The organism is Actinophytocola xinjiangensis, assembly GCF_001921215.1.
Taxonomy (GTDB): Bacteria; Actinomycetota; Actinomycetes; order Mycobacteriales; family Pseudonocardiaceae; genus Actinophytocola; species Actinophytocola xinjiangensis.
Map to the genome: position 1 here is coordinate 18,855 of NZ_MSIF01000022.1, position 15,044 is coordinate 33,898.

The 15,044-nt window shown below is 71.1% G+C and carries 17 protein-coding genes; 8 read left to right on the forward strand and 9 right to left on the reverse strand.

Going from position 1 to position 15,044, the window contains the following annotated elements; translation table 11 throughout:
* The first annotated feature begins 25 nt into the window (after positions 1-25).
* From BLA60_RS32015 to BLA60_RS32040, 6 genes are all read left to right on the forward strand, one after another.
* Positions 26-1,585, forward strand: coding sequence for a protein kinase family protein (locus BLA60_RS32015; RefSeq protein WP_075136780.1), 1,560 nt, complete (start codon positions 26-28; stop codon positions 1,583-1,585).
* Positions 1,586-1,651: 66 nt separating this feature from the next.
* Entirely contained in the window at positions 1,652-2,278 is a 627-nt protein-coding gene (gene sigM / locus BLA60_RS32020) for an RNA polymerase sigma factor SigM (protein ID WP_075136781.1), read from the forward strand.
* The gene (locus BLA60_RS43810) at positions 2,275-3,081 is read left to right on the forward strand and encodes a hypothetical protein (protein ID WP_075136782.1); all 807 of its coding nucleotides are present in this window, start codon (positions 2,275-2,277) and stop codon (positions 3,079-3,081) included. The genes sigM and BLA60_RS43810 overlap by 4 nt, the downstream gene beginning before the upstream one ends.
* A 151-nt stretch (positions 3,082-3,232) precedes the next feature.
* Complete coding sequence (gene trxB, locus BLA60_RS32030) at positions 3,233-4,234, forward strand: thioredoxin-disulfide reductase (protein ID WP_075136783.1); 1,002 nt, start codon at positions 3,233-3,235, stop codon at positions 4,232-4,234.
* A 10-nt stretch (positions 4,235-4,244) separates the two neighbouring features.
* Entirely contained in the window at positions 4,245-4,571 is a 327-nt protein-coding gene (gene trxA, locus BLA60_RS32035) for a thioredoxin (protein WP_075136784.1), read from the forward strand.
* Between the two features lie 194 nt (positions 4,572-4,765).
* Positions 4,766-5,914, forward strand: coding sequence for an N-acetylmuramoyl-L-alanine amidase (locus BLA60_RS32040; RefSeq protein WP_075136785.1), 1,149 nt, complete (start codon positions 4,766-4,768; stop codon positions 5,912-5,914).
* Between the two features lie 66 nt (positions 5,915-5,980).
* Here BLA60_RS32040 and BLA60_RS32045 read toward each other — a convergent pair whose 3' ends face one another.
* A complete protein-coding gene (locus BLA60_RS32045) occupies positions 5,981-6,616 on the reverse strand; it encodes a GNAT family N-acetyltransferase (protein ID WP_075136786.1) in 636 nt (211 codons plus the stop codon).
* A gap of 137 nt (positions 6,617-6,753) precedes the next feature.
* Between BLA60_RS32045 and BLA60_RS32050 the strand changes: the two genes are divergently transcribed.
* Positions 6,754-8,067 (forward strand): aminotransferase-like domain-containing protein, encoded by a 1,314-nt coding sequence (locus tag BLA60_RS32050; protein WP_075136787.1) that lies wholly within the window; start codon positions 6,754-6,756, stop codon positions 8,065-8,067.
* 47 nt (positions 8,068-8,114) lie between these two features.
* Positions 8,115-9,089: a D-alanine--D-alanine ligase family protein gene (locus BLA60_RS32055; RefSeq protein WP_075136788.1), complete on the forward strand. Its 975-nt coding sequence runs from the start codon at positions 8,115-8,117 to the stop codon at positions 9,087-9,089.
* 54 nt (positions 9,090-9,143) lie between these two features.
* Here the strand turns inward: BLA60_RS32055 and BLA60_RS32060 are convergent, their stop codons facing one another.
* From BLA60_RS32060 to rpmH, 8 genes are all read right to left on the reverse strand, one after another.
* Positions 9,144-10,133: a ParB/RepB/Spo0J family partition protein gene (locus BLA60_RS32060; RefSeq protein WP_075136789.1), complete on the reverse strand. Its 990-nt coding sequence runs from the start codon at positions 10,131-10,133 to the stop codon at positions 9,144-9,146.
* 11 nt (positions 10,134-10,144) lie between these two features.
* Complete coding sequence (locus BLA60_RS32065) at positions 10,145-11,044, reverse strand: ParA family protein (protein WP_075136790.1); 900 nt, start codon at positions 11,042-11,044, stop codon at positions 10,145-10,147.
* Between the two features lie 172 nt (positions 11,045-11,216).
* Positions 11,217-11,939, reverse strand: coding sequence for a 16S rRNA (guanine(527)-N(7))-methyltransferase RsmG (rsmG, locus tag BLA60_RS32070; RefSeq protein ID WP_075136791.1), 723 nt, complete (start codon positions 11,937-11,939; stop codon positions 11,217-11,219).
* A gap of 47 nt (positions 11,940-11,986) precedes the next feature.
* Positions 11,987-12,634 carry a Jag family protein gene (locus BLA60_RS32075; protein ID WP_245812278.1) on the reverse strand — a complete coding sequence of 216 codons (648 nt, stop codon included), beginning with the start codon at positions 12,632-12,634 and terminating at the stop codon, positions 11,987-11,989.
* A gap of 29 nt (positions 12,635-12,663) precedes the next feature.
* Positions 12,664-13,857 (reverse strand): membrane protein insertase YidC, encoded by a 1,194-nt coding sequence (gene yidC / locus BLA60_RS32080; protein WP_075136792.1) that lies wholly within the window; start codon positions 13,855-13,857, stop codon positions 12,664-12,666.
* Positions 13,858-13,861: 4 nt separating this feature from the next.
* Positions 13,862-14,158 (reverse strand): membrane protein insertion efficiency factor YidD, encoded by a 297-nt coding sequence (gene yidD / locus BLA60_RS32085; RefSeq protein WP_075136891.1) that lies wholly within the window; start codon positions 14,156-14,158, stop codon positions 13,862-13,864.
* Between the two features lie 163 nt (positions 14,159-14,321).
* Positions 14,322-14,783, reverse strand: a complete 462-nt coding sequence (gene rnpA / locus BLA60_RS32090) for a ribonuclease P protein component (protein ID WP_075136793.1) — start codon at positions 14,781-14,783, stop codon at positions 14,322-14,324.
* Positions 14,784-14,788: 5 nt separating this feature from the next.
* Positions 14,789-14,926 (reverse strand): 50S ribosomal protein L34, encoded by a 138-nt coding sequence (gene rpmH, locus BLA60_RS32095; protein WP_075124738.1) that lies wholly within the window; start codon positions 14,924-14,926, stop codon positions 14,789-14,791.
* Positions 14,927-15,044 lie beyond the last annotated feature (118 nt).

Consider the following 15,044-nt stretch of genomic DNA (forward strand, 5'->3'; position numbering starts at 1 on the left):
TGGGGCTGGGAGCGGGGAGAGTGCAGTGACCACGAGGCGAACCGAATCCCTGACGGGTCAACTTGCCCACGGCGGCGGCGCCGGGGAGCACTTCCTGCTGCCCGGAGCCGTCATCGGGGACGGCCGGTACCGGCTGCTCGCGCAGTTCGGGGTCGACGAGCGGGCCGGCGCCCACCTGTGGCGCGCCCGCGACGGGCAGCTGCGCCGCGACGTGGCGCTCACCGTGCTGGTCGGCCGGTCCAGCGACGCCCAGCGGGCCCAGGACGCCCGCCGGACGCTGGAGCGGGCCGCGCACGCCGCCCGGTTCACCCATGCGGGTATGGCTCGCGTGCTGGACGTGCTCACCCTGGGGAACGGGGTCGACCCGAACGAGGGGTTACTCGGCATCGTGGTGGCCGACTGGTCCACCGGCACCGACCTGGTCGACCTGGTCGCCGAGCACCCGCTGCCCGCCGCCAACGCCGCCCGGCTGCTCGAACCGCTGGCCGCGGCCGTCGAACGCGCCCACGTCGCCGGGCTGGTCCTGGGCGTGGACCACCCGCAGCGGATCCGGGTCACGCCCGACGGCGCGCTGCGCCTGGCCTTCCCCGGCCCGCTGCCCGAGGCGGTGCCGCGCGACGACGTCAAGGGCCTCGGCGCGATCCTGTACCTGCTGCTCACCGGCCGCTGGCCGCTGCCGGGCGGCCCGGCGGCCATCCCCGGCGCGCCGATCTCACCGGCCGGGGCGATCGTGCCGCCGGAGGCGCTGCACAACCACGTGCCGCACGAGCTGTCGGCGGTGGCGATGCGCAGCCTGGAGGACACCTCCATCGGCGGCATCCGCACCAGCGCCACCCTGCTGACCGTGCTCGACCAGGCGGCGGAGTCGGCCGAGCAGACCGAGTTCATGCGCCCGGTCGTGCCGGGCACCGAGGACGACGACGGGCCGGTCTGGACCACCCGCCCGCCGGTGCGCGACAAGTCCCGCCGGCGCAAGCTGGCGGTCGGCGTGACCGTGCTGGCGATCGCCACGGTCGGCGTGCTCGCCTGGGTCGGCATGACGCTGATCGACTTCTTCGGCGACGAGGGCGGCTCCGGCGGCACGGTCGTGGTCAGCGCGTCACCGGAGACCGGGAGCCAGACCGAGAGCCAGCCGCCACCCGCGCAGCCGGCCGGCCCGCTCAAGCCGGCCGGGGTGACCGAGTACAACCCGGAGGGCGAGGAGGACAACCCGGAGGACGCCGGCAACGTCACCGACGGCGACCCCGAGACCCTCTGGAAGACCGACAAGTACCAGCAGCAGTTGCCGGCCCTCAAACCCGGCCTCGGCGTGCTGGCCTCCTTCGCCGAGCCGGCCCGGTTCACCTCGGTGGCCGTCGAGTCGCCCAGCCCGGGGACGTTCGTGGAGATCCGCACCGCGTCCTCGCCGGATCCGGAGCTGGCCGAGACGACGGTCGTGGCCAAGGGTGAGCTGCGGGGCGGGCGGACGGAGTTCGAGCTTCCGGACGACGTCGAGCCCTCCCAGTACCTGGTCGTGTGGATCACCAAACTGGGTGAGGGCAACCAGTCCTCGATCGCGGAGGTCGAGTTCATCCGGGCGAAATGACCCCGATGGGTCGTGGCCCCGCACACACTTCGGAGTCGCTGTAACGCGACCGATATCCTCTTGCGCGTGACCACAGCCGCCAGCTCGGACGCCGACCTCATCTCGGCGCACGCAGCAGGTGACCCGCGTGCGTTCGCCGAACTGGTCCGCCGCCACCGGGACCGCATGTGGGCCGTAGCCCTGCGTACCCTCCGTGATCCGGAGGAGGCCTCCGACGCGTTGCAGGAGGCGTTCATCTCCGCGTTCCGCGCGGCGGCCTCGTTCCGCGCGGAGTCACAGGTGACCACCTGGTTGCACCGGATCGTGGTGAACGCCTGCCTCGACCGGGTGCGCCGCCGCCAGTCCCGCCCGACGGTCCCGTTGCCGGAGACCGGTCCCGGCGAGCCGGCCGCCCCGAGGGACTCGATGTCCGAGCGGGAGACCAGGCTCGTCGTGCAGAACGCCCTGAGCCAACTCTCCGAGGATCAACGCGTACCGATCGTGATGGTGGACGTGGAGGGCTACTCGGTGGCCGAGACCGCCAAGATGCTGGGGATCGCGGAGGGCACCGTGAAGAGCCGGTGCGCGCGCGGACGGGCCAAACTGGCCAAAGTTCTCGGGCATCTCCGGAACCCGGATGCAGATGCGAACGTCCCAGATGGCGCAGTTGAAGGGCGAGGTGTGCCGGCAAGGCGCCGCGGGGAGGGACGATGACAGACAACGTCAGGGGCTCGTTGGGCCCGCCGTGGTCTGTCGACCTGCTGGCCGACCTGCATGCCGGCGCGCTCGACCTCGACGAGTCCGAACGGCTCTGGCCCCAGGTCAACGCCGATCCGGACGCTCGGGCGGTCATCGAGGCCCTGGACTCGGTCCGGGGCGACCTCGGTGACCTGAGCACGGCCCCGGTCGAGCCGATGCCGGCCCAGTTCGCCGCCGGCCTCGACGCGGCCCTGGCCGCCGAGGCCCAGCGGCACTTCGCCCGGCCCCAGGCACCGGTCGCGACCGCCCCACCGGCACCACCGACCCCGCCACCGGCACCGGTGATCGACCTGGCCGCCGCCCGCAAGCGGCGCAACCGAATGGCCGCGTGGGGCGCCGGGGTGCTCACCGCGGCGGCCGCCGCCATCGCGGTCGCCGTCGTCGCCGTGCCGAGCAACTCCACCGACGGCTCCGGCATCGCCGGGGACGCGCCGAAGAGCACCCAGCAGGACAGCGAAGGGGCGAGCGCCGCGCCGCCGCTCGCGCTCTCCAGCGACAACCTCAACCAGGCGATCCCCCTGCTCGGCGGCAAGACCGACTACGGCGATCTCCAGGACGAAGCCGGCCTGCGAGCCTGCCTCGACCAGAACGAGATCCCCTCGGCCGGCGTGGCCGGCGTCAGCCCGGTGACCTTCGACGGCACCGAGGCGGTCGCCGCGCTGTTCGGCGCCGGGGAGACCGGCCAGGCGGGCAAGTTCCGGCTCGTCGTGCTCACCGCCGACTGCGAGGTACTCGCCCAGTCACAACTGCCCAGCTGACGACTCTCGCGAGAAGGGCCGTGCGGACACCGTCCGTGCGGCCCTTCTCGCAGAGTGGCGTGCTGGCCGTCACCCGAGTGGGACGGAACAACGGGCCCCTACGATCGTGTTGAGCACAGTGCGACGCACTCGCACCGAATCCGGAGGTCTGATGCCCGCCACCGAATCCACGCCGGTCCGCGACGTGATCATCATCGGCTCCGGCCCGGCCGGCTACACGGCCGCCGTCTACACCGCCCGCGCCCAGCTCGAACCACTGGTGTTCGAGGGCACGACCTACGGCGGCGCCCTGATGACGACCACCGAGGTGGAGAACTACCCCGGCTACCGCGACGGGATCATGGGCCCCGACCTGATGGAGCAGATGCGCGCCCAGGCCGACCGCTTCGGCGCCGACATCCGCACCGAGGACGTCGAGGACGTCGACCTGTCCGGCCCGGTCAAGTACGTCACCGCCAACGGCGTGCGGTACGCCGCCAAGGCGGTCATCCTCGCCATGGGCGCCGCTGCCCGCTACCTGCACGTGCCGGGGGAGCAGACGCTGCTCGGGCACGGCGTGTCCGCCTGCGCGACCTGCGACGGGTTCTTCTTCCGCGACCAGGACATCGCCGTGGTCGGCGGCGGCGACTCGGCGATGGAGGAGGCCACCTTCCTCACCCGCTTCGCCCGCTCGGTCACGATCATCCACCGCCGCCAGGAGTTCCGCGCCTCGCGGATCATGCTGGAGCGTGCGAAGGCCAACGAGAAGATCCGCTGGCAGTTGGACTCCGAGGTCCTGGAGGTGCTCGGCGAGGGCGCGGTCAAGGGCGTGCGCCTGCGCGACACGGTCACCGGCGCGGAGTCCACGCTGGAGGTCACCGGCCTGTTCATGGCCATCGGCCACGACCCGCGCAGCGCCCTGGTCAAGGGCCAGGTGGCCACCGACGACGAGGGCTACGTGCTGACCCAGGGCCAGACCACCTACACCGACGTCGACGGCGTGTTCGCCGCCGGCGACCTGGTCGACCGCACCTACCGGCAGGCGATCACCGCCGCCGGTTCCGGCTGCTCGGCCGCCATCGACGCCGAGCGCTGGCTCGCGGAGCACGGAGAGTCCAAGGCCCACGAGGCCCCGGAGCTTGTCGGCGGCGGCTACGCCCCGACGCAGAACTGAAGGAGAGACCATGGCCGGAACCCCCGTCACCGTGACCGACAGCTCGTTCGCCACCGACGTGCTGAACAGCGACAAGCCAGTGCTGGTGGACTTCTGGGCGACCTGGTGCGGTCCGTGCCGGATGGTCGCCCCGGTGCTGGAGGAGATCGCCAAGGAGCATGACGAGATCACCATCGCCAAGCTCGACGTGGACGCCAACCCGACGGTGGCCCGCGACTACCAGGTGCTCTCCATCCCCACGCTAATCCTGTTCAAGGGCGGCGAGCCGGTCAAGCAGATCGTCGGCGCGAAGCCGAAGGCGGCGCTGCTCGCCGACCTCGCCGACTACCTGGGCTGACCGGGCAACCCGACACCCGGGTCGGACCGTCCTTCGGCTGGGCCCGGGGTGTCGGCGGTCACCGGTCATGCTCACGACGTGACCCTCCGCGCCGGACTCAGATTGGCAGGGCACAATGGTTTGGCAGATGTCCTGCTGCCGTAGACGTCATTCGCACCGGCTCGACGCCGGTGCCCGACCCGAGCGAGGGGTGCATGCGGGTACTCCGCCGCGGTGATGTTGGTCCGACCGTTGCCGAGGTTCGTGAGATGCTCGCCGGGTTCGGGCTGCTGCCGACGAACCCGCCGCCCAACGGCTCGGTCGAGATGTTCGACGAGCTGGTGGAGCACGCGGTCCGCACCTTCCAGCAGCAGCGGGGGCTGATCACCGACGGTGTGGTCGGCCCCGCCACCTACCGCGCCATGCGCGACGCCACCTACCAGCTGGGCGCCCGCCCGCTGGCCTACCTGGTCTCCGCCCCGGTCTCCGGCGACGACGTGACCGCCCTGCAGGAGCGCCTGTTGGAGCTCGGCTACGACGCCGGGCGGCCCAACGGCGTGTTCGCCTCCCAGACCGAGGGCGCGCTGCGCAACTTCCAGCGTGACTACGGCCTGACCGTGGACGGCATCTGCGGCGCGGAGACGATCCGCGCGCTGCGTCAGCTGTCGCCGCGCGCGCGGGGCGGGTCGCCGGTGCTGCTGCGTGAGCAGGAGCGGGTGCGCAAGGCCGGCCCGAGGCTGCGCGGCAAGCGGATCGTGGTCGACCCCGGCCACGGCGGCGCCGACGGCGGCGTGTCGGTCGCCGGGATCCGCGAGGCCGACCTGATGTGGGACCTGGCCCGCCGGCTGGAGGGCCGGATGGTCGCCACCGGCATGCAGGCGCTGCTGTCCCGGGGCCGCGACCAGTGCCCGTCGGACGCCGACCGGGCCCAGTTCGCCAACGAGGTCGGCGCCGACCTGTTCCTGTCGCTGCACTCCGACGGCAACTCCTCGGCGCACGCCCAGGGCGTCGCGAGCTTCCACTTCGGCACGGCCACCGGCAACACCTCGACCATCGGGGAGACGCTGGCCGGGTTCGTGCAGCGGGAGCTGGTGGTGCGTACCGGCCTGCGTGACTGCCGCAGCCACCCCAAGACGTGGGACCCGCTGCGGTTGACCCGCTGCCCGGCGATCCGCCTGGAGATCGGCTACCTGACCAACGCCGAGGACCGGTCCCGGCTGTCGGACCCGTCGTTCCGGGACGTGGTGGCCGAGGGCATCGTGGTCGCGGTCAAGCGGCTCTACCTGCTCGGCGAGAACGACCAGCCGACCGGCACGTTCACCTTCGCCGACGTTCTGCGCCACGAGCTGGCGAAAGCCGAGTAGCCCACACCCTGTCCACAGGCTGGGGGTACCGCCTGTGGACAACTTCCGTCGGGCGGGTGGCGCGCCTCAGCGCTGGAGTGCCGGGCTGGGGTTCGCCGTGGTGACCGTAACGGTGCCCAGGAGCCTCTCCAGCGCCGCCTCGACGTCTTCCTTCCATCCCAGTGCCGAACGCAGCTCCAGGCGCAGACGGGGCCAACGAGGGTGCTGTCGGACGGTCTTGAATCCGACGGACAGGAAGAAGTCGGCCGGCAGGACGCAGGTCGGCTCCTCGTCGAGGGACTGGGCGTCGCCGAACGCCTCGACGGCCTTCACGCCCCGGCGGGTCAGGTCCTTGGCCACCGCCTGCACCAGCATCCGGCCCAGCCCGCCGCCCCGGAACTCCGGCAGCACGTGGAAGCCGGTGAGCAGGACCGCGTCCGGACTGGGCGGCGAGGTCGGGAAGGCCGAGGCGCGGGGGACCGCGTTCGGCGGGGCGTAGAGCGCGAAGCCCACCGGCAGCTTGTCGCTGTAGACGATGCGCCCGCACGACCCCCACTCGAGGAGCACGCTGGAGACCCAGGCCTCCTTCTCCAGGTCGGCCGTGCCGAACTCGTCCGCCTGCTCCCGCAGGTGGGGGGCGACCTCCCAGAACACACACTTGCGTGAGTGCTTGGGAAGGTCCTCGAGGTTGTCCAGCGTGACGCCCGTGACGCGTCGCGACACCTGACCTCCCCTGCCGTGTTGCGCGTACCCGATCGTCAGGATAAGCCCCGGGAGGGGCGCGCGGAAACCACGAGGTGCCGACAACGGCGGCGGTTACACTCGATCGATCTACCTGCCCCATCCGCGCTGGAGCCAGCATGACCTCGGTGCAACCACCGGACAGAACCAGCCGAAGCCTCGACCCGCACCTGAGCCGATATGCCGCCCGAGCAGCCGGAATGACGGCCTCGGAGGTACGGGCGCTGTTCGCGGTGGCCAGCCGGCCGGAGGTCGTCTCGCTCGCCGGGGGCATGCCCAACCTCACCGCGCTGCCGCTGGACTCGCTGTCGGCCGAGGTGGCCGGGCTGATCAGCGCCGACGGGCTGGTCGCGTTGCAGTACGGGTCGGCCCACGGCCTGCCTGAGCTGCGGGACCAGATCTGCGAGGTGATGGCGCTGGAGGAGATCAGCGCCCATCCGGACGACGTGGTGGTGACCGTCGGCTCACAGATGGCGCTGGACATGGTGACCAGGATCTTCTGTGATCCCGGTGACGTCGTGCTGGCCGAGGGCCCGTCCTACGTCGGCGCGCTGGGCACCTTCGCCGCCTACCAGGCCGACGTGGTGCACGTCGCCATGGACGACGACGGCCTGGTCCCCGAGGCGCTGCGGGAGGCGCTGGCGGCGACCAGGGCGGCCGGGCGCCGGGTGAAGTTCCTGTACACGATCCCGAACTTCCACAACCCCGCCGGCGTGACGATGAGCGTGCCGCGCCGGGCCGAGGTCCTGGAGATCTGCGCGGCCAACGACGTGCTGGTGGTCGAGGACAACCCGTACGGCCTGCTGGGCTTCGACGGGCAGACCTACCCGGCGCTGCGCTCGCTGGACCCGGACAACGTGGTCTACCTCGGCTCGTTCTCCAAGACGTTCGCCGCCGGGCTGCGGGTCGGCTGGGCGCTGGCGCCGCACGCGGTGCGCGAGAAGCTGATGCTGGCCGCGGAGTCGGCGACGCTGTGCCCGCCGACGCTCAACCAGATGATCGTCTCCCGCTACCTGGCGACCCACGACTGGAAGGGCCAGGTCAAATCGTTCCAGCAGACCTACCGGGAGCGGCGTGACGCGCTGCTCTCGGCGCTGGAGCAGTACCTGCCGGCGGGGTGCACGTGGACCGTGCCGGCCGGCGGGTTCTTCGTCTGGCTGACCGTGCCCGAGGGCGTGGACACCAAGGCGATGCTGCCCAGGGCGGTCACCGCGCGGGTGGCCTACGTCTCCGGGACCGGGTTCTACGCCGACGGGCTGGGCAGCCGGCAGATGCGGCTGTCGTTCTGCTACCCGACGCCCGAGCGGATCATCGAGGGCGTCCGCCGCCTGGCGGCCGTGCTGTCCGACGAGCTGGAGCTGGCGCGGACCTTCGGCCCGGTCACCCGCCGCCCGGGGTCGGGCCCCCAGGTGCCCGCGCCGGACACCGCGTAACTTCCTTGCCGGTCAAGGAAGTGTCCCGGTCGTTGGAGGAGTGTCTCGTGTCCGATCGTTGTGTCGTCGTGCTCTCGGGCGGGCTCTCCCACGAACGGGACGTCTCGCTGCGCTCCGGGCGGCGGCTGTCGGCCGCGCTGCGCTCGGCCGACGTCATGGTGGAGGAGTGGGACGCCGACTCGGCGCTGCTGTCGCGGCTGCGTGAGCACCGCCCGGACGCGGTGGTGATCGCGCTGCACGGCGCGGAGGGCGAGGGCGGGTCCATCCAGACGGTGCTGGAGATGTTGGACGTCCCGTTCGTCGGCGCGGACTCGCACGCGTGCCGGCGGGCGTGGGACAAGCCGACCGCGAAGACCGAGCTGGCGCGGGCGGGCCTGGCGACGCCGGACTGGGTGGTGCTGCCGCACAGTACGTTCCGCGAGTTGGGGGCGCGCCCGGTGCTGGACGCGATGGTGGACCGGCTGGGGCTGCCGATGATGCTCAAGCCGGAGCAGGGTGGTTCGGCGCTGGGCGCCCAGGTGGTGCGTGAGGCCGCGGAGCTGCCGGCGGCCATGGTGGCGTGTCTGGCCTACGGCGAGACGGTGATGGCCGAGCGGTACGTCGAGGGCGTCGAGGTGGCGGTGACGGTCGTCGACGGGCCGGGCGGGCCGGCGGCGCTGCCGGCGGTGGAGATCGATCCGTCAACCGGGGTCTACGACTACACCGCGCGCTACACCGCCGGGTTGACGACCTTCCACACCCCGGCGCGGCTGGACGCTCGATCGGCGGCGGCGGTCGCCGAGGTGGCGGTGGCGGCGCACCGGCTGCTCGGGTTGCGCGACGTGTCCCGCACCGACGCGATCGTGGCGGCCGACGGGACGGTCCACTTCCTTGAGGTGAACTCCTCGCCCGGGCTGACCGAGACCTCGCTGTTGCCGATGGCGGCGGAGGCCGGCGGGCGGTCGCTCGCGGACATCTACACCGGTCTGATCGAGCGGGCGGTGGCCCGGGCGAACCCGGTCACCGCCCCGCACAATCCGTAGCCGATCGGGCACTTCTGGTCATCGTCACCGTGACGTTAGTACCCGGGGTGATCCCTAGTCGGAATTCAATGTCCGATTTGCCCCGTTTTTGGCCATCAGATCGACGATCCGCTCCAGATCGTCCACCGAGCCGAACTCGACCACGATCTTGCCCTTCCGGCGGCCGAGTTCGACCTTCACCCGGGTATCGAACGTGTTCGAGAGCCGGTCCGCGACGTCCTGCAGACCCGGCGCCTGCATCGGCCGGCGCGGCGCCGCCTTCGGCTTGGGCGGCGCCTGGCTCTTCAGCAGGGTCACCGCCTCCTCGGTGGCCCGCACCGACAACCCCTCGGCCACGATCCGCGCCGCCAGCTCCTCCTGGGTGCCCGCGTCCTCCAGACCGAGCAGCGCCCGCGCGTGCCCGGAGGACAGCACCCCGGCGGCGACCCGACGCTGCACGGGGAGAGGAAGCTTCAGCAGCCGGATCGTGTTCGTGATGGCCGGCCGGCTGCGACCGATCCGCGCGGCCAGCTCGTCGTGCGTCACGGCGAACTCGTCGAGCAGCTGCTGGTAGGCCGCCGCCTCCTCCAGCGGGTTGAGCTGGACCCGGTGGATGTTCTCCAGCAACGCGTCGCGCAGCATCGCGTCGTCGGCCGTCTGCCGGACGATGGCCGGGATCGCGGCCATCTCCGCGCGCTGGGCGGCCCGCAGCCGGCGCTCGCCCATGACGAGCTCGTACCGGTCGCCGCCGAGCTCCCGCACCACGATCGGCTGCATGAGGCCGAACTCGCGGATCGAGTGCTCCAGCTCGGCCAGCGCCTCCTCGTCGAAGACCTGCCGCGGCTGCTTCGGGTTGGCCTGGATCGACCCCGTCGGGATCTCCCGGTAGACGGCCCCGGCCACCGAGCCGCTCGGCGGCGCCGGAGCGGCCGGGCCGCCCCTGGCCGCTGCCGCCGGTCGGGCGGACGGTGCCGGTAGCTTCACCGCGCCGTCGGTGCCGCCAGCCGGTCCCTGTGGAATCAGTGCGGCGAGGCCGCGACCCAGCCCACCCTTGCGTTCACTCATGTTGCTGCTCTCTACTCCCCGCCGAACCCGCGCTCGGCCATTTCCCGAGCAGCGTCAAGGTAACTCATCGAGCCCCGGGAACCCGGGTCATACGCCAGCACGGTCTGTCCGAAGCCGGGTGCCTCGGACACCTTCACGCTACGGGGGATGACCGTGCGCAGCACGGTGTCGCCGAAGTGCTTGCGGACCTCGGCGGTCACCTGGTCGGCGAGCTTGGTGCGACCGTCGTACATCGTCAGCAGGATGGTCGACACCTGAAGGTTGGGGTTCAGGTGGTTCTGCACCAGCTCGATGTTGCGCAGGAGCTGGGACAGCCCCTCCAGCGCGTAGTACTCACACTGGATCGGGATCAGCACCTCCTCGGCGGCCACCATCGCGTTGATGGTGAGCAGGCCGAGCGAGGGCGGGCAGTCGATGAAGACGTAGTCCGGGTTCAGCTGGTCGAACGCGCCGGTGGGCAGCGCCTCCTTGAGCCGCGACTCCCGGCCCTCCATACCGACCAGCTCGATCTCCGCGCCGGCCAGGTCGATGGTCGCCGGGACGCAGTAGAGGTTGTCCGACTGGTCGCTCACGGCGGCGGCGTCGGCCAGCGACACCTCACCGAGGAGGACCTCGTAGATGGAGGGGACGCCGGAGCGGTGGTCGACACCGAGGGCGGTGCTGGCGTTGCCCTGCGGGTCGAGGTCGATCACGAGCACCTTGAGCCCGTGCATGGCGAGCGCGGCGGCCAGGTTGACCGTGCTGGTCGTCTTGCCGACGCCGCCCTTCTGGTTGGCCACCGTCATCACGCGGCGGCGGGCGGGTCGGGGGAGGTTCGTCTTGGGATGGAGCATTCGCGTTGCCCGTGCCGCTTCCTCCGCGATGGGCGTCCATCCGGACACCGCCGCCGCGGCTTCGACGTTCTCGTGCATGACCGCTTCTGAGCGCTGCTGGTGCCGTCCACCTCGCGAGCGCGGTTCGCTGGCTAGTTCACTCACGACTGTCCTCCGCCGGCTCGACGTAGCCGCAGTTTCACGTGAAACATGGTCGCTCCGATCGTTGGGTTAGCGGGCCCCTGCCGGCCATCGACGCCGGCTCGGGCCGTCAGTGTCCCTGATCCTTCTTCGCGCGCCGCGAGCCGGTGTGGCCCCGTCGACCGCGGTTTCCCTCGCGCCCCGTGGCGGTCATGCGCTCGACCTCAATGATGGTCGTCGGCACGTCCAGGACGCCGACGCCACACCGTTCAACCGCCAGATGTCCCCCACCTGTGCGAGTCACCGCCGCGCCGTCCCGGGCGAGTTCGGCCTCGGCGCTCTCTCCCTTGAGGGCGACGAGGCGACCACCGGACCGGAGCAGGGGAGCGCTCCAGCCCCAGAGACGGTCGAGGGGTGCCACGGCACGGGCGATGACGACATCGGCACCCGCGAGGCGTTGCTTGATGGCCGGCTCCTCGGCGCGCCCACGGACGACGGTCGCCGACAGCGAGAGCGCGTCGACAACTTCCTCAAGCCACGCCACCCGCCGAGCCATCGGCTCCAGCATCGTGACGTGGAGGTCGGGCCTGGCCAAGATTAGCGGTATGCCGGGCAGTCCGGCACCCGAGCCCAGATCGACGACCCGGGCGTTGCCCGGAATCCGTTCGCCGACCACGGCCGAGTTCAGCAGGTGCCGATCCCAGAGGCGGTCGACCTCGCGCGGACCGATCAGTCCGCGTTCGACGCCAGCGGCGGTGAGAAGCTCGACGAACCGCTGCGCCTGCGGCAGTGCCGCACCGAATACAACAGAAGCGGGCCCCGGGGGAGCCGGCTCGTGTGCCTTCTCATTCATCCCGGGGCCCGCTTCGTCAGTTCCTGGTTTCACGTGAAACGAGCGACTCAGGTCTGACGGAACACCACGACGCGACGTCGGGGGTCCTCGCCTTCGCTCTCGCTGTGCACGCCGTCGACGGCGGCCACGGCGTCGTGCACGACCTTGCGCTCGAACGGCGTCATCGGCTGGAGCCGGATCCGCTCCTCCTCGCCGGAGAGCACCCGCTCGGCCGTCGCTCGGCCGAGGTCCCGGAGCTCCTCGCGACGGTCGGCCCGCCACCCGGCGATGTCCAGCATCAGCCGGCTCCGGGTACCCGTCTCCTGCTGCACGGCGAGCCGCGTCAGCTCCTGGACGGCCTCCAGCACGTTGCCGCGGGGGCCGACGAGCTTCTCCAGATCGTCACCGCCGTCGATGCTCACGATCGCCCGGCCGGCCTCGACATCGAGGTCGATGTCCCCGTCGTAGTCGACGAGGTCCAGCAGGCGCTCCAGGTAGTCACCGGCGATGTCCCCCTCGCGCACGAGCAGGTCCTCCGCCGAACCCCCGGACCGCTCGTCGCCGTCCTCCTCGGAACCGCTGTCGGAGTCGTCGCCGGACTCGACGTCCGCCTCCGGCTCCGCGTCGGCAGACACCTCGCCGTCCGCGATCGGGGCGACCGCGACTCCTTCGGCGTTGTCCTGCTCGGTCCCCGATTCCTGCACCGTCTCCGGCACGACTTCTCCTCTCCAGGTCCCGGAACGCCTCAGCGGTTCTTCCGGCCTGTGTTCTTCTTGCGGGATCGGTCTGCGCTCAGACCGGAAACCTTGTTGGTGTCACCGGACGACGCGTCGGTCGTCCCGTTGGTGGTGGACTTGGTGGTGCCCGTGGACTTCGTCCCGGGCTTGGCCGCCGGCTTGGCACCAGGCTTGGCGGCCGGCTTCGCGCCTGGCTTGGGCTTGGTCCCCGGCTTGGCGGCGGGCTTGGTGGCCCCGGACTTGGGCGCCGCCTTGGCGTCGGACCTGGTGCCGGACTTGCTGTCCGAGTCCTCGGAGGCTGACTCGGTGCCGTTCGTGGCGTCGGCGTCAACGGTCTTCGGCTGGGCGGGGCGCTTCTTGGCCTGCGGGCGCTGACCGGGCTTGGGCGCGAGGTTGCTCCGCTTCTCGATGGCGGCGGCCTTCTTGGCCTCCTCCTCGGCGTCGATCTTGCGGTACACCAGACGCTGCTGCATCAGGGTCCAGGTGTTGTTGGCCAGCCAGTAGATCAGCAGACCGATGGGGAAGAACAGACCGAAGATCAGCACACCCATCGGGAAGATGTAGAGGGTGAGCTTGTTCATGATCGCGGTCTGCGGGGTGGCCGCGTCCGGGTTCTGCCGGGCCACCGAGTGCCGCGCAGTGAGGTGGGTCAGCACGCTGGCGAGGATCATCAGCGGGATCGAGACGATGACGACCGAGGCGCGGTCGGCGCCGAACTTGTCGAGGATCTCCGCCGGCTGGGTGATGAAGTTCGACAGCCGGGCGCCGAAGATGTTCGCCTCGAGGTAGGACTTCACGCCGTCGGCGCCGAAGAAGTAGTTCTCCTCCATGCTGTTGCCGAAGGACCGCAGCACGTGGAACAGACCGATGAACACCGGGATCTGCAGCAGCATCGGCAGACAGCCGCCCAGCGGGCTGAACCCGTGTTCGCGCTGGAGCTTCTGCATCTCCTGCGCCTGGCGCTGCCGGTCGTTGGCGTACTTCTTCTGAAGCTTCTTGATCTCGGGGGCGAACTCCTGCATCGCCCGCATCGAGCGGACCTGCTTCACGAACGGCTTGAACATGATCGCGCGCAGGGTGAAGACCAGGAACATGATGCCCAGCACCCACGAGATGCCGGACGCCTCACCGAAGACGTGCCCGAACACCCAGTGCCAACACCACAGAATGAACGACACGGGGTAGTAGATGAAGTCGAGCACGGAACTACTCCTTGGGGAGGTGGTCACGAGCCGAGGTGTCCGACCCCGACCCTTCGGTCACGTCGTGGCGCCGTGCGCGGCGCGGGCGGCGAGGTGGCACCGGGTCGTAACCACCGGGATGCCACGGGCCGCAGCGGAGCAGCCTGCGCACGGTCAGGAAGAAGCCGCGCAGTGCGCCGTGCGTGGTCAACGCCTCGACGGCGTATGTACTGCAACTCGGCTCGAACCGGCAGCTCGGCGGGAGCACCGGTGAGATCCAGGCACGGTAGAAGCGGACCGGCGCCAGCAGCACCCGGGCCATCGGCCCGGGGCGGCGCTCAGGGTCCTGGGACGTTGAGTCCGACGTTGAGTCCGACGCGGAGTCCGATGGGATGTCCGATGGGATGTCCGCCGGGGTGGTCACGGCACCGGCCTCGTCGCTGATGTCGCCGAAGTCGCCGCTGGTGTCGCCGCGGACCTCATCGTCACGCGTGAGCGTCACGACGGCCCTCAGGACGGCCCTCGCAGGCTCCACTCACACCGTCACCACCAGCGTCCGAACCGGAAAGGCGCAACCTCCGCAACGCGGCGTCGAGATCGCCCCCGAGGTCGGCGCTCACCGCCGCCGCGGCGGGCGGGAGCGCACGGACGACCAACGTGCAACCGGACGGCAGGGTTCCCAGCCGGTCGCGGACCAGGTGCCGCAGACGGCGGGTGACCCGGTGCCGGACGACGGAGTTGCCGACGGCCTTGCTGACCACGAAACCGACCCGCGTCGGACCCTGGCCGACGCGGAGCTGGGCCCCGGCCGTGGACAGGTCGAGCCGAGCGACCTCCCCGGCCGTGATGGCGTGCACGACGAGCCTGGACCGGCCGGCTCGGCGGCCCTTCCTGGTCACGAGCCGAAAGTTGTCGCTACCCGTCAGCCGAGCGGTCGCGGGGAGCACGCAAGTCAGGCCGACAGGCGCTTGCGACCCTTGCCCCGGCGAGCCGCGAGGATGGCCCGGCCGGCACGGGTGCGCATGCGCAGCCGGAACCCGTGGGTACGCGCGCGGCGGCGGTTGTTCGGCTGGAAAGTACGCTTGCTCACGGTGGATCTCCCGGTTACGGCTCGCCAAGTGTCACTGTCTCCACCGACGGCCGGCGCGCGGAAACCACCCACACCTCTCGGGAGACCTTATGAGAGTACGCACCGCCGGAGCGACCCT